We start from the raw sequence: 13,103 nt of genomic DNA on the forward strand, positions 1-13,103 counted from the left end.
GGGCTGGAAATCCAGGACGCGGACGATTTCTAAGGAGCTGGTCATGAGCGGTCAGATGAGGACTACCACCGAAACCATGGAGACCGCGTCGCGGCACGTGGGCGATGTCAACTCGGACATCCAGGGGCAGCTGTCCTCGCTGCAGGGTCGGCTCGCCGCCGTCAACGGTGCCTGGGAAGGCGCAGCCAAGGTCGCGTTCGACAACCTGATGGTCCGCTGGGACTCCAGCGCCAAGCGCCTCAACGAGTCGCTGCTCGCGATCAGCGAGAACATCAAGGCCAACGGCGTCGCCTACGCCGCGGTGCAGGACGACCACTCGAGCGCCATCAACAACGCGGGCGGCGGCCTCAACATCTGAGTCCCGCGCGCTCGGGCCGGACCCGGGTGGGCGACACCCTTTTCGAACCAGACTGCTTCGATCCACACTGTAGGAGGACCCATGAGCGGGACCATGCGTTATGACTTCGGCGCCATCGACGGCGCCCGGGCGGACATCGCCGCCACCAGCGGCAACATCAACGGCAAGCTGGGCGACCTGAAGAGCTACCTCGCGCCGCTCGTCGCCGAGTGGGAGGGCTCCGCGTCGGAGGCCTACCAGGCGCAGCAGGCCAAGTGGGATTCCGCGGCCAACGAGCTGAACCAGGTCCTCGAGGCCATCGGTCGAGCCGTCGGCGCCGGTAATGACGACATGAACGCGACGAACAACAGTGCGGCCGCCAGCTGGGCCTGAGGTCGGCGCGCTGGTTGCGTTCATGCCATGAGGATTCCCCGGTGGAGGAGAGCCACCGGGGAATTCTCGTGTTCGGGGCCAGGTCATTGATTCGGGTTCGCCGGGCGCGGATACTCGTAGCACCTTCGCCGAAAGGGGCAGGGGATGACGCAGACCGCAGGGGCCGATTCCGGCCGGACGGACGCCCGCCGCGCGCGGCCGCGAAGCTACCTGATGTGCCCCCGACCTACTTCGACGTGGTCTACAGCATCAATGAATGGATGCGACCCGAGGATCCCGTCGACACCGCGTTGGCGATGTCGCAGTGGGAGCACCTGGTCGAGACCTATCGGCGGCTCGGACACGAGGTCCTGACGATCGATCCCGTGCCGGGGCTCCCGGACATGGTCTTCGTCACCGACAGCGGCCTCGTCATCGACGGCGTCGCGCTCGGTGCGCGGTACCGAACCGAACAGCGGGCCGCGGAGGCCGACCACGTCCTGCGCTGGTTCCTCGCCAACGGATTGCTCCGGCCCACCCGGCCCCGGTACATCAACGAGGGCGAGGGCGACCTGCTGGTGGTCGGCGACATCGTCTGCGCGGGAACGGGGTTCCGCACCGACGAGCGCGCGCACGCCGAGGTCGCCCGGCACCTGGGCCGCCGGGTGGTCACCCTGCGACTGATCGATCCCCGGTACTACCACCTCAACACGGCGCTCGGCGTGCTCGACGATCACACCGTCGCCTACCTGCCGCAGGCCTTCGCCCCCGAGAGCCTCGCGGTCCTCCTGGACCTGTTCCCCGACGCGATCATCGCCGAGGAGGCCGACACCCGGTGGCTCGGCCTCAACCTGGTCAGCGACGGACGCAACGTGGTGCTGCCCAGTCAGGCGCAGCGGCTGGCCGACCGGCTCGCCGAGCGCGGATACACCCCGGTCCCGGTGGACTTCTCGGAGTTCCTCAAGTCCGGCGGTGGGATCAAATGCTGCACCCTCGAACTCCGCGGCTATCGCGAGCTGCGGGCGGGCCGATGAACGCGCGGGTGCCGGTGACCGCGGGCACGCTCGCGGAACTCGCACGGGCCCAGGCGCACAGCGCGCACAACTACGACCCGCTGCCGGTGGTCATCGACTCGGCGCGCGGTGCCTGGGCGCACGGCATCGACGGCGTCGAGTACCTCGACATGTTGGCCGGGTACTCGGCGCTCAACTTCGGGCACGGGCACCCACGACTGGTCGAGGTTGCCCGTGCCCAGCTCGGCACGCTCGCGCTCACCAGCCGAGCGTTCCAACACGAGGCGTTCGCCGGGTTCTGCGAGGACCTGAGCCGGCTGTGCGGCAAGGATGCGGTGCTCCCGATGAACACAGGGGCCGAGGCCGTCGAGACCGCGCTGAAACTCGCCCGGCGCTGGGGGTACGACGTCAAGGGTGTCGCCCCCGACCGCGCCGAGATCATCACCTTCGCCGGGAACTTCCACGGCCGGACCATCACCATCGTCGGGTTCTCCACCGACCCCGATGCGCACGACGGCTTCGGCCCGTACGCACCCGGCTTCCGCACCGTCGACTACGGCGACCTCGACGCGCTCGCCGCCGCGGTCACCCCGAACACCGTTGCCGTCCTGATCGAGCCGATCCAGGGTGAGGCAGGGGTGCTGGTCCCGCCCGACGGCTACCTCGCCGCCGTCCGGGCGCTGTGCGACGAGCACTCGATCCTCATGCTCGCGGACGAGATCCAGAGTGGGCTCGGCCGGACAGGTGACACCTTCGCCTGCGATCACGAAAACGTCGTTCCCGACGTCTACATCCTCGGGAAGGCGCTCGGCGGTGGGCTGATCCCGGTATCCGCCGTGGTGGCGGACCGGTCGGTGATGGAGGTGATCCGCCCCGGTCAGCACGGCAGCACCTTCGGCGGGAACCCGCTCGCCTGCGCGGTCGGCAGCGAGGTGGTCCGGCTGCTGGAGACGGGGGAGTTCCAGCAGCGCAGCCGCGAACTGGGCGCCCATCTGCACGATCTGCTCGGGCAGCTGCCTCAGGAACAGGTCTCGGAGGTGCGCGGGCGCGGGTTGTGGGCAGGCGTGCAGCTGGCGGCTGGTCAGCCGGGCGCGCGGGTCGTCTGCGAGCGCTTGCTCGCCCGCCGGGTACTCGCGAAGGACGCGCACGAGGGCACCATCCGGATGGCGCCGCCGCTCGTCATCGAGCGCGACGAGATCACCTGGGCGGTCGAGCAGCTGGCGGACGCGCTCGGCGAGCGGTGAGCCACCGGGTCGGTGGGCGGCGTCACACCGTCACCGGTGTGCGTTCCCCGCCGCGGTCCCGCCGTCGAGACCGACTTTGACCAGGCCCTGACCTGCGCGGTATGGTTCTACGTCGGCGTGCGGTACGGCGCGGCACTCACGTGCCCGTTGTAGTGCGGGTTCTCGGGTCTCCACTGGCCGCCGAGATCATCCGGACCACACGCTGTGGCCAGCAGCTACACGATATGACGAGGAAGTTCTGTGTCTACGTACACCCCGAAGGCCGGAGATGTGACCCGCACGTGGCACGTCATCGACGCCACTGACGTGGTGCTCGGCCGACTTGCCGTGCAGGCAGCGAACCTGCTCCGCGGCAAGCACAAGCCCACCTTTGCACCGCACGTTGACGGCGGCGACTTCGTCGTCATCATCAACGCCGACAAGGTCGCGATCAGCGGCAACAAGCGCGACGGCAAGCTCCTCTACAACCACTCCGGTTACCCGGGTGGCCTGCGGTCCCGCACCGTCGGCGAGGTCCTCGAGCGGACCCCGACCGCCTCGTGGAGAAGGCCGTCGTCGGCATGCTCCCGAAGAACAAGCTCGGCAGCGCCATCGCCGGCAAGCTGAAGGTCTACGCAGGCCCGAATCACCCCCACGCCGCGCAGCAGCCGGTTCCGTTCGAGATCAAGCAGGTGGCCCAGTGACCGAGCAGAACGAGACCGCTGAGGTCGTTGTCGAGGAGACCGTGGTGGAGGAGTTCGACTCCGCGGATCAGCCCGAGATCGTCGAGGAGTTCGAGGCCGAGGCGGCAGTCGCCCCCGCAGCCCCGATCTACATCGACCGCCCGATCCAGACCGTCGGCCGTCGTAAGGAGGCGGTCGTCCGCGTCCGCATGATCCCCGGCACCGGCGAGTTCAAGCTCAACGGCCGCACCATGGAGGATTACTTCCCCAACAAGGTGCACCAGCAGCTCATCAAGGCCCCGCTCGTCACCGTGGAGCGCACCGAGTCCTTCGACATCGTTGCCCTCCTGCACGGCGGCGGACCGTCCGGACAGGCAGGCGCCCTGCGTCTGGCCATCGCCCGCGCCCTGATCGAGGTCACCCCCGAGGATCGCCCCGCCCTCAAGAGCGCCGGCTTCCTCACCCGTGACGCCCGCGCCGTCGAGCGCAAGAAGTACGGCCTGAAGAAGGCCCGTAAGGCATCTCAGTACTCGAAGCGCTGATGTGTCGCCGATGCCGGCCCCCAGGGTCGGTATCGGCACCTGTTCACCAACAAGAGCAGGCGTCCAGCAGTACCGGACGCCTGCTCTTGTCGTAGCAAAGACAGAGGGGTCTGTTTACATGGGTCGGATGTTCGGTACGGACGGCGTGCGTGGCTTGGCGAACGCGGAGCTCGACGCCGAGTTGGCGCTGCGGATCGCGGGGGCGGCAGCCTCGGTGCTGGCGCTCTCCGAGCGGGGCGCGCCCCGACCGACCGCCGTCCTCGGACGAGACCCCCGCGCGAGCGGTGAGATGCTCGAGGCGGCCGTCACCGCCGGGCTCACCGCGGCGGGCGTCGACGTCATCAACGTCGGCGTGCTGCCCACGCCTGCCGTCGCCTTCCTCACCGGCGCCTACGACGCCGCGCTCGGCGTGATGATCTCCGCCTCGCACAACCCCATGCCGGACAACGGCATCAAGATCTTCGCGGCGGGCGGGCACAAGCTCGACGACGAGTCGGAAGACCGCATCGAGGCCGCCATCGCCGACCGCGACCTGATCCCGCGGCCCACCGGCGCCGGGATCGGTCGCGTCCGCACCGCGACCGACGCGGCCGAGCGGTACCTCGAGAACCTCGCTCGCGCCACCACCCACCGTGTCGACGGATTGACCGTGGTGGTGGACTGCGCGAACGGCGCCGCCTCGGCGGTTGGACCGGAGGCCTACCGGGCGGCAGGCGCGCGGGTCATCGCGATCCACGCCGATCCCGACGGCCTGAACATCAACGACGGCTGCGGTTCCACGCACCTCGAAGAGCTCCAGGCCGCGGTGCTCGCACACGGCGCTGACCTGGGCATCGCGCACGACGGGGACGCGGACAGGTGCCTGGCCGTCGACGCCACCGGCGCAGTGGTCGACGGCGACGCGATCATGAGCGTGCTCGCCCTCGCGATGCGCGAGTCCGGCGAACTGGCCCAGAACACCCTTGTCGCGACGGTGATGAGCAACCTCGGCCTGCACATCGCGATGCGTGAGGCGGGTATCGAGGTCCGCACGACGGCGGTCGGCGACCGGTACGTCCTCGAGGAGCTGCGCAGCGGTTCGTTCAGCCTCGGCGGCGAGCAGTCGGGACACGTGGTGCTGCCCGGCTTCGGGACCACCGGCGACGGCGTCCTCACCGGGCTCCGGCTGATGGGCCGGATGGCGCAGACCGGCAAGTCGCTGCGTGAGCTGGCGGCGGTGATGCGCACGCTGCCGCAGGTGCTGGTCAACGTCCAGGTCACCGACAAGGCCGCGGTCGCTTGCGCGCCCGCAGTGCTCGAGGCGGTTGCCGAGGCCGAGGCGTTGCTCGGCGAGGCCGGTCGCGTGCTGCTCCGCCCGTCCGGTACCGAACAACTGGTGCGGGTGATGGTCGAGGCCACCGAGATCGAGATCGCGCAGAAGCTGGCCGACGGGCTCGCGGACCGCGTCGCCTCGGTCTAGGGCGCAGCCTCCGCGGTCACGTACTAGGGGTGAACCCCGAACCGGACTGGGGTTTCGACTCATCCTCCAAGGGGATACCCCGAGGCCGAAATCAACCCTCAGCGCGATGCGGTGAGGACATCGACTCCCGAATAGTGGAGGACAACGCAGCGAGCCGCTGCACCGTCCGACGAAAGGGAGCACCATGACCACCCAGACCACCAGCCGTCGCCTGACCCGTGCCCGTACCGGGAACATCTTCGGCGGCGTCTGCGCCGGCCTCGCCCAGTATCTCGGCTGGAAGCCGTGGCTGGTGCGAGCACTCTTCGTCGCCTCCTGCCTGCTGCCGGGCCCGCAGTTCCTCATCTACCTGGCGATGTGGATCTTCATCCCGAAGAGCGAGTTCTGAGCGGGGGTCCCGCTACCTACGGTTGCGTACTGAATCTCTTGTCGGGCAGGCTTCTTTGCGAATCGACGACTAGGGAGGGTTCGGCGAGATGGGTCACTACAAGAGCAACGTGCGCGATATTGAGTTCAACCTGTTCGAGGTGCTCGGGATCGGAAAACTGCTCGACGGTGGTGCCTACGGTGACCTCGACGCCGACACCGTGCGCAACATCCTCGCGGAGGTCGCGAGGCTGGCAGAGGGCCCGGTCGCCGCGTCCTTCGCCGACGCGGATCGCCATCCCGTCGAGTTCGACGCCCAGAATCACGCGATCGTCGTCCCCGTTCCACTGCGCAAGACGGTCGAGGCGGTGAACGAGGCGGGGTGGTCGCGACTCGGCCTGCCCGAGGGCATGGGCGGTGTGCCCGCTCCGGCCCCGCTGGTCTGGGCGATCGGCGAGATGCTGGTCGCCGCGAACGGGTCGGCGAGCTTCTTCAACATGGGACCGTTGATGGCCAGCGTGCTCTACACCGTCGGGACCGAACGGCAGAAGCATTGGGCCAAGGCCGGATTCGAGCGTGGGTGGGCCGGCACCATGGTGCTGACCGAACCGGACGCCGGATCCGACGTCGGTGCGGGCCGCACGAAGGCGATCCAGCAGGCCGACGGCACCTGGCACATCGAGGGCGTCAAACGGTTCATCTCCGGCGGCGACGTCGGTGACACCGCCGAGAACCTGTTCCACCTGGTGCTGGCCCGTCCCGAGGGTGCGGGCCCGGGAACCAAGGGGCTGAGCCTGTTCTACGTCCCGAAGGTCCATTTCGATCCGGACACCCTCGAACTCGGCGAACGCAACGGCGTGTACGTCACCGGTGTCGAGCACAAGATGGGCATCAAGTCCTCACCCACGTGCGAGCTGACCTTCGGAGCCACCGTACCGGCCGTCGGCTGGCTCGTCGGCGACGTACACGATGGCATCGCCCAGATGTTCCAGGTGATCGAGAACGCTCGAATGATGGTGGGCACCAAGGCAGCAGGGACGCTGTCCACCGGATACCTGAACGCCCTGGCCTACGCCAAGGAGCGCGTGCAGGGCGCGGACCTCACCGAGATGACGGACAAGTCCGCACCCCGGGTGACCATCACCCACCATCCCGACGTCCGCCGCAGCCTTGCCATGCAGAAGGCGTACGCGGAGGGCCTGCGCGCCGTGTATCTCTACACCGCGGCGCATCAGAACGCCGATGTGGCCGAGTTGGTGTCCGGTGCCGACGCCGAGCTCGCCGAGCGGGTGAACGATCTGCTGCTGCCGATCGTCAAGGGCGTCGGCTCCGAGAGGGCCTACGAGCTGCTCACCGAGAGCCTGCAGACCCTCGGTGGTTCCGGCTACCTGCAGGACTATCCGATCGAGCAGTACATCCGCGATGCCAAGATCGACACCCTCTACGAGGGCACAACGGCGATCCAGGCACAGGACTTCTTCTTCCGGAAGATCGCCCGCGACCGCGGGGTCGCGCTCGCCCACGTGGCGGGCCAGGTGCGCCAGTTCATCGACAGCGCCGCGGGCAACGGCCGCCTCAAGACCGAACGGGCGTTGCTCGAGACCGCGCTGACCGACGTGCAGGAGATGGCGGGGATCCTGACCGGCTACCTGATGGCCTCCCAGCAGCAGCCGTCCGAGTTGTACAAGGTCGGACTCGGCTCGGTGCGCTTCCTGTACGCCGTGGGAGACCTGCTCATCGCGTGGCGTCTGCTGGCGCAGGCCGAGGTGGCGCTGGCCGCCCTCGACGGCGACGCACCGGCCAAGGACCGGTCGTTCTATCGCGGCAAGGTCGCGGTCGCGTCGTTCTTCGCCAAGAACGTGCTGCCGCACCTGGCCGCGACGAAGGTGATCCTCGAGACGATCGACAACGAGATCATGGAGCTGGAGGAAGAGGCGTTCTAGAGCCATCGGCAGGAGGCGTGATGCCCGATCGGCTGATCACCGTCACGGCGCCGACCAAGGCCGCGCGCTTCGCCCACCCCGAGCAGTCGTCCTCCGACGTCGTATACGCGCCGTTGCACGATCTGGTGGGTGGCGCGACGGCTCGCTATCTTTGTGCCCGCATGAGCAGCCCGGCGGGTACCGCGACGCTCGAGTTGTGAGCCTGCCGCCGGAGGGAACCGAACGGGCCTCGGCTGCGTCTGTACTCCTGACAGGTGTATTCGGCGGGGGAGTCGTGGTGGGGGAACGCTTCGAACTGGACGCGGCGGCGCTGCGAACCGTCACGGCGGGGTTCCTCACCTCCGCGGCAGCGCTGGACGCGGCGGTGGCGGCGCTGCGGAGCCGTGACGAACGGCTCGCCGGTCCCGTGCTGGCCTGGGCGGAGGCGACGAGGTCGAACGCGCACCGGCTGGAACGGACGACCGCAGCGTATGCGTGGCAGGAACGAGAGAACGCCTGCACCGTCGGCGGGGCGGACCGATGAATCCGGCCGCGTCGGACGAGCTGGCGTACTTCGCCCGGTTCCTGCCGCGGCTGGGGTCCGTGACCGAGCCGTCGATCGACTATCACCAGCTCAGCGAGCGGTATTTCGGACTCACCGTGAGCGATCTCGCGGCGCTGCGCGCGGACGCGGACGTCGTCGGGGCCGCGGTCGACACGATGCGCGCGCAATGCGACGCCCAGCATCAGCTGATCCTCGGCCTCGCGGCCGGGTGGGAGGGCGCCGCTGCCGACGCGGCGCTGGCGTCGCTCCACGCCGACCTCGATCGCGCCCGCGCCAGCACCGAGGCCATGGCAGGCGTGCACGCCGCCCTGCTTGCGGCCTCCGATGTCATCGCGACGGTGGTCGCCGCGAACGCCACCGTGATGGGCGAACTCGACGCGACGCAGATCGGCGGGCGCACCCCGGCGGAGGTCGACCTGATGATCGCGCTCGCGCGGCTCGAGCCCGGCGACCACGCGTGGGGTCTGTTGCGGCAGGCAGCGGGTCTGTTCTCCGAGCTGACCCCGATGATCCCGTCCGTGATGCGATCCGGGGCGCTGGTCGGCGACCGGCTTCTCGACGTCGCCGTCGACCTTGCCTCGACGTGGCTGAGTGAGGTGTTCGTGCCGCACGTGCAGGCGCAGCTCGCGGGCGTCCTCGAGCTGTGCGACGCGACGGCGAGGGCGATCGACGGCGCGCACCGGTTGGTCTCGGACGCAATGGAACTCGCCGTTTCCGATCCGGACGGATTCGGTGCGGTCGACCGGGTGGCCGATCCCGTCGCCGGATTCACCCCTGCGGCTCCCGCGCAGTCGCCCGTTGCGCTGGTGACGGCCGCCGAACCGACGGTGACGATGGTCGTCGTCGAGACCGCCGAGGGCCAGACCCTGCAGCTGGTGCGGGACGATGGCGAGCCGAGGACCTTCCGTGTCGAGATCGGCGCCGACGGTGAGCCGTACCTGTGCGAATGCGGTTCGCGGGCACACGAATCCGCGCCGCTCACGGACCCGCAGGAACCGCATGCGTCCCCCGATCTCGCCGCGGACCAGGAGGATCACCCGGTGCCCGAATCCCCGGTGTCGGAGGCCCCGGCGCCCGCATTGCCGCCCGCACCCACCCCGCGTGAGGCCCGCGACGGCAGGTCGAAGGCCCCCGCGTCGACCATCGACGAGCACCCGGCAGGCCCGGTGCCGGAATCGGGGGCCGAACTGGCCGAGGCCGGTCCGCTGTGAGGAACCGGCTCACGGCGGAGTCGGTGCTCGCCGAGCATTCCGCCGCGCTCGAGCGGATCCGGGGCGGCATCGCGGACGCGAACCTCGCAGCCGAGGCGCGTTCGCGTCAATTGTGTTCCGCGGCAGTGGGCTCACCGGCCGCGGAGACGGATCCGGCCGACGGCTACCCGGTGAGCTGGCTCGTCTGATCGGCGGCCAGCTCGACGGCCAGGGAGCCGGGGAGGTGGGCGCCGGGCAGCGCGAACTGTTCGTACTGGGTCTCGCCGAGCAGGTGGTAGAGCAGGTATCCGGTCAGCAGCGCGCGGGTCGTCTTCTGCGTCCTGCGCTCGGATCCGCCGAGCCCGAGCGCGCCGAGCAGCCTGCGGCCCTCGGGGAGGCCGCTGGCGGAGCCGCCGTCGACCGTCCGCAGGATCGCTTGACCGCCCCAGGCCTCGGCGATCGAGCGGGCATTGCAGTTCAGCGAATCGATGTCCTCGTCGCCCGCGATGATCAGCCCGGGACCGGCGAGTGCGGCGGCAGATTTCTCGGCCGACGGCGAGGTCGGTGCCGGGAACAGTGCGGCGACGGCCGCGGCGGGGCCGTGCTGGGCGGCCGCGATCACCGCCGCGCTCGCCCCCATGCCGTGGCCGGCGTAGGCGACCCGGGTCGCGTCGACGCTGATCTTCCCGGGGCCGAGGCGGACGCCCGCACAGATGTCGACCGCGGTCCGCAGATCCGCGGCGAGGCCAAGGTGTGAGGGGACCGGCGTGCGCTGGGTGGCGGGTGCGGCCACGACCAGGCCCCAGGACGCGAGGTGGGTGAGGGTCTGGGCGTACCGGTCGACGCCGGTCATCCAGCCGTGTGCGAACGCGACCGCGGGCAGCGAGAAGCCTTCCGCCGGTGTGTACACCACGCCGGGCTGACCCGCGAGGGAGAGGTCGCCGCGCAGCACCTTGTGCGGACCGCGCTTAGATAGCTGAGAGGCCAGGGTCTTAGGAGTCGGCGCCACGAGGATGACCGTATCCGATGGAGAACCACGAGGGAGAAGCGACAAGTGTTTGGCATTCCGGTACCGGTGCCGCGCGATCTGCCGCGCGCGTTCGAGAACGTGTGCGCTCGGCTCGGGTCGAACGGGCTGGCGGACCTGCGGCCGACACCGTCGGAGGTCGTGGACTCGAACGCCGAGCGCACGATCCGTCGGTTCCGCTCCGCCGACCGTGCGGCGACGGGCGCGCCCCTGCTGTTGGTGACGCCGCTGGCGGCCACCTCCGTCGCCTTCGACCTGCGCCGCGGCTGCAGCGTCGTCGAGTACCTGATGGAAACCGGTCGTGACGTATATGTCGTTGACTACGGCCCGGTGAACTTCCAGGACCGGACCCGCGGCTTCGAGCACTGGGTGGACGATGTGATCCCGGATGCGGTGCAGGTGGTCAGTGACGACGCGGGCGGCGCATCGGTGCATCTCGCCGGCTGGTCGCTGGGTGGGATCTTCGCCGTCTATGCGGCCGCGGCGCATCCGGAGCTGCCGCTGGCCTCACTGACCCCGATCGCCAGCCCCTTCGACCTGCGGCAGGTTCCGTTGTTCGCGACCCTGCGTCCGCTCGACCGGCTGTTCGGTCCCTATACGGTCGCGCCTCTCTACAGGGCGCTCGGGAACATCCCGGCCCCGCTGACCAGCCTCGGCTTCAAGGCGGCGAGCGTCGACAAGTACCTCACCAGGCCGTTCACCGTTCTCGCGAACCTCGACGACAGGGACCACCTCGAACAGCTCGAGGCGGTGGACCGCTTCATGAACAGCATGTACGCGTACCCGGGTCGCACATTCGGCCAGCTCTATCACGTGGTGATGCGGTCGAACGAGTTCGCGACCGGCCACATGGAGATCGGTGGCAGGCGGGTGAGTCTGAGCGACATCGACGTACCGACCATGGTCATCGCGGGCGCTGGCGACGGGCTCGCGCCCGTGAAGGCGGTCCATCACCTCACCGAACTGCTCACCGGGGCGCCATCGGTCGACTTCGGCGCTTTCCCTGGCGGGCACCTCGGCGTGCTCACCGGCCGCGCGGCCCGCGAGACGATGTGGCCCGCACTCGCCGACTTCCTGGCCAGGTCCGAGCCGGATATCACAGCACAATAACTACCGGTTGCGCACCGGAATCGGAATGTCGCGAAAGCATCACGATCGGGGGTTCCGGTCTGTTTGAATTCGCGGGACTTCCCGACTATCCGGACGGTGCACCTTGCGCAGAGCAGCATATTGTCTCGCACTCTCGTTCCTGTTTCTCCTGGTCGCCGGTCCCACCCCCGCCGTAGCGCAACCGGGTCCCTCGGTGCTCGGGGTGGGGGAGTATCCGCGCCTGGTCCGGCTCAAGCAGTCGGGAACGATCCTGGCGTCGATGACCAGCCGCGATGCGCAGGGTTACTTCTCGCCGATCCTCGAGAGCACCGACGACGGCGCCAGCTTCCATCCGATCGGCGCGGTCCGTGACCCCGAGGCCAACTCGGGGCTGTGCTGCAGCACCCTCTACGAGGTGCCGCAGCAGGCAGGGCTGCTGCCGCCGGGAACGTTGCTGTGGGCGGGCACGGTCGGGTACGAGGCGGGCCGCGATCGGCGGATCGCCATCAAGGTGTGGGCGAGCTGGAACGGCGGCCGGGACTGGGTGCCGCTCGGCGTCGCGGCCCGATCCCCGAACCACGAGGGCGTCTGGGAGCCCGAGTTCGTCGTCGATGCGGCGGGCACCCTGTGGCTGTACTACGCCGACGAGACCGAGATGCCCCGGCACTCGCAGGTGCTGAGCAGGGTCTCCTCCGTCAACGGCCTGGACTGGGTCGACAAGCAGGTGATCCTCGCGCGTGATCCGCAGCGCGTGCGTCCCGGCATGGCCGTGGTGACCCGGCTGTCCGACGGGCGGTTCGCCTCGACCTACGAGATGTGCAACTTCGGCGCCGAGTACTGCAGCCCGTACGTCAAGGTCTCGCACGACGGCGTCAACTGGGGCGCGACGACCGACCCGGGGGTCCGGGTGACCACCGCCGACGGCAGTTATTTCCAGCACTCGCCCTACCTGCAGTCCGTGCCGGGTGGCCCGAACGGCACCCGACTGGTGCTCGGCGGCCAGACCTACGTAGGCAAGGACGGCAAGCCGTCGGCGAAGAACGGCAGGGTCCTGCTCGCCAACGACAACTTCGGGGCGGGCAACTGGTTCGAGATCCCGGCGCCGGTGGCGGCGCCGAGCGCGAAGAACAAGACCTGTGCGAACTACAGCTCTCCGTTGCTGCCGGTCGCGGGCGGGTCCAGGGTTCTGCAGGTCGCCGTCGAACTGCACAACGGGGTGTGCACGGCGTTGTTCGGCACCGGGCCGGTCGCACCGTGACCCAGGTCACCCAGCACCCACGCCCTCCCGGTCGGCAGGGGTTCGGCAGCCCAGTAC

At 69.4% G+C, this 13,103-nt stretch carries 14 protein-coding genes and 2 pseudogenes; 15 read left to right on the forward strand and 1 reads right to left on the reverse strand.

The annotated features are described in order from the left end of the window. The first annotated feature begins 43 nt into the window (after positions 1-43). The 13 genes and pseudogenes from BTZ20_RS07040 to BTZ20_RS07100 all read left to right on the forward strand — a co-directional run bounded on the left by BTZ20_RS07040 (position 44) and on the right by BTZ20_RS07100 (position 9,881). Complete coding sequence (locus BTZ20_RS07040; protein WP_077040865.1) at positions 44-358, forward strand: WXG100 family type VII secretion target; 315 nt, start codon at positions 44-46, stop codon at positions 356-358. Positions 359-439: 81 nt separating this feature from the next. After that, a complete protein-coding gene (locus tag BTZ20_RS07045) occupies positions 440-730 on the forward strand; it encodes a WXG100 family type VII secretion target (protein ID WP_077040866.1) in 291 nt (96 codons plus the stop codon). Positions 731-874: 144 nt separating this feature from the next. Further along, positions 875-1,743: pseudogene (gene ddaH, locus BTZ20_RS07050) on the forward strand (dimethylargininase). Next, positions 1,740-2,966, forward strand: a complete 1,227-nt coding sequence (rocD, locus tag BTZ20_RS07055) for an ornithine--oxo-acid transaminase (protein WP_077040867.1) — start codon at positions 1,740-1,742, stop codon at positions 2,964-2,966. Before ddaH ends, rocD begins: the two are co-directional and overlap by 4 nt. Positions 2,967-3,206: 240 nt before the next feature. Then, positions 3,207-3,649: pseudogene (gene rplM / locus BTZ20_RS07060) on the forward strand (50S ribosomal protein L13). After that, positions 3,646-4,170: a 30S ribosomal protein S9 gene (gene rpsI, locus BTZ20_RS07065; protein WP_077040868.1), complete on the forward strand. Its 525-nt coding sequence runs from the start codon at positions 3,646-3,648 to the stop codon at positions 4,168-4,170. The pseudogene rplM and the gene rpsI overlap by 4 nt, the downstream one beginning before the upstream one ends. Before the next feature lie 118 nt (positions 4,171-4,288). Then, positions 4,289-5,629: a phosphoglucosamine mutase gene (glmM, locus tag BTZ20_RS07070; RefSeq protein WP_077040869.1), complete on the forward strand. Its 1,341-nt coding sequence runs from the start codon at positions 4,289-4,291 to the stop codon at positions 5,627-5,629. A 184-nt stretch (positions 5,630-5,813) separates the two neighbouring features. Further along, the gene (locus BTZ20_RS07075) at positions 5,814-6,017 is read left to right on the forward strand and encodes a PspC domain-containing protein (protein WP_077040870.1); all 204 of its coding nucleotides are present in this window, start codon (positions 5,814-5,816) and stop codon (positions 6,015-6,017) included. Between the two features lie 88 nt (positions 6,018-6,105). Further along, positions 6,106-7,938: an acyl-CoA dehydrogenase gene (locus BTZ20_RS07080; RefSeq protein ID WP_077040871.1), complete on the forward strand. Its 1,833-nt coding sequence runs from the start codon at positions 6,106-6,108 to the stop codon at positions 7,936-7,938. Positions 7,939-7,958: 20 nt separating this feature from the next. Then, positions 7,959-8,138 (forward strand): hypothetical protein, encoded by a 180-nt coding sequence (locus BTZ20_RS27150; protein ID WP_189636608.1) that lies wholly within the window; start codon positions 7,959-7,961, stop codon positions 8,136-8,138. 77 nt (positions 8,139-8,215) lie between these two features. After that, entirely contained in the window at positions 8,216-8,461 is a 246-nt protein-coding gene (locus BTZ20_RS07090) for a hypothetical protein (protein ID WP_077040873.1), read from the forward strand. Continuing rightward, on the forward strand, positions 8,458-9,693 hold the full coding sequence (locus tag BTZ20_RS07095; protein ID WP_077040874.1) for a hypothetical protein: 1,236 nt from the start codon (positions 8,458-8,460) through the stop codon (positions 9,691-9,693). Before BTZ20_RS07090 ends, BTZ20_RS07095 begins: the two co-directional genes overlap by 4 nt. Beyond that, positions 9,690-9,881 (forward strand): hypothetical protein, encoded by a 192-nt coding sequence (locus BTZ20_RS07100; protein ID WP_077040875.1) that lies wholly within the window; start codon positions 9,690-9,692, stop codon positions 9,879-9,881. The genes BTZ20_RS07095 and BTZ20_RS07100 overlap by 4 nt, the downstream gene beginning before the upstream one ends. Here BTZ20_RS07100 and BTZ20_RS07105 read toward each other — a convergent pair. Continuing rightward, positions 9,857-10,681: a chlorophyllase/cutinase-like alpha/beta fold protein gene (locus tag BTZ20_RS07105; RefSeq protein WP_077040876.1), complete on the reverse strand. Its 825-nt coding sequence runs from the start codon at positions 10,679-10,681 to the stop codon at positions 9,857-9,859. The two genes, BTZ20_RS07100 and BTZ20_RS07105, sit on opposite strands and share 25 nt — an antisense overlap. Positions 10,682-10,747: 66 nt before the next feature. Here BTZ20_RS07105 and BTZ20_RS07110 point away from each other — a divergent pair, with 66 nt between their 5' ends. Next, positions 10,748-11,809 (forward strand): alpha/beta fold hydrolase, encoded by a 1,062-nt coding sequence (locus BTZ20_RS07110; protein WP_077043545.1) that lies wholly within the window; start codon positions 10,748-10,750, stop codon positions 11,807-11,809. A 202-nt stretch (positions 11,810-12,011) separates the two neighbouring features. Further along, the gene (locus tag BTZ20_RS07115; RefSeq protein WP_223263666.1) at positions 12,012-13,046 is read left to right on the forward strand and encodes a sialidase family protein; all 1,035 of its coding nucleotides are present in this window, start codon (positions 12,012-12,014) and stop codon (positions 13,044-13,046) included. Positions 13,047-13,103 lie beyond the last annotated feature (57 nt).

It is taken from the genome of Rhodococcus sp. MTM3W5.2, from assembly GCF_001984015.1.
In the GTDB taxonomy this organism is placed as follows: Bacteria; Actinomycetota; Actinomycetes; order Mycobacteriales; family Mycobacteriaceae; genus Rhodococcus_G; species Rhodococcus_G oryzae.

What these genes read in the sequence shown, in the direction of transcription:
- BTZ20_RS07040 (WP_077040865.1), top strand. Translation starts at nt 44, where the DNA reads ATGAGCGGTCAGATGAGGACTACCACCGAAACCATGGAGACCGCGTCG.
- BTZ20_RS27150 (WP_189636608.1), top strand. Translation starts at nt 7,959, where the DNA reads ATGCCCGATCGGCTGATCACCGTCACGGCGCCGACCAAGGCCGCGCGC.
- rocD (WP_077040867.1), top strand. Translation starts at nt 1,740, where the DNA reads ATGAACGCGCGGGTGCCGGTGACCGCGGGCACGCTCGCGGAACTCGCA.
- BTZ20_RS07080 (WP_077040871.1), top strand. Translation starts at nt 6,106, where the DNA reads ATGGGTCACTACAAGAGCAACGTGCGCGATATTGAGTTCAACCTGTTC.
- glmM (WP_077040869.1), top strand. Translation starts at nt 4,289, where the DNA reads ATGGGTCGGATGTTCGGTACGGACGGCGTGCGTGGCTTGGCGAACGCG.
- BTZ20_RS07075 (WP_077040870.1), top strand. Translation starts at nt 5,814, where the DNA reads ATGACCACCCAGACCACCAGCCGTCGCCTGACCCGTGCCCGTACCGGG.
- BTZ20_RS07045 (WP_077040866.1), top strand. Translation starts at nt 440, where the DNA reads ATGAGCGGGACCATGCGTTATGACTTCGGCGCCATCGACGGCGCCCGG.
- BTZ20_RS07095 (WP_077040874.1), top strand. Translation starts at nt 8,458, where the DNA reads ATGAATCCGGCCGCGTCGGACGAGCTGGCGTACTTCGCCCGGTTCCTG.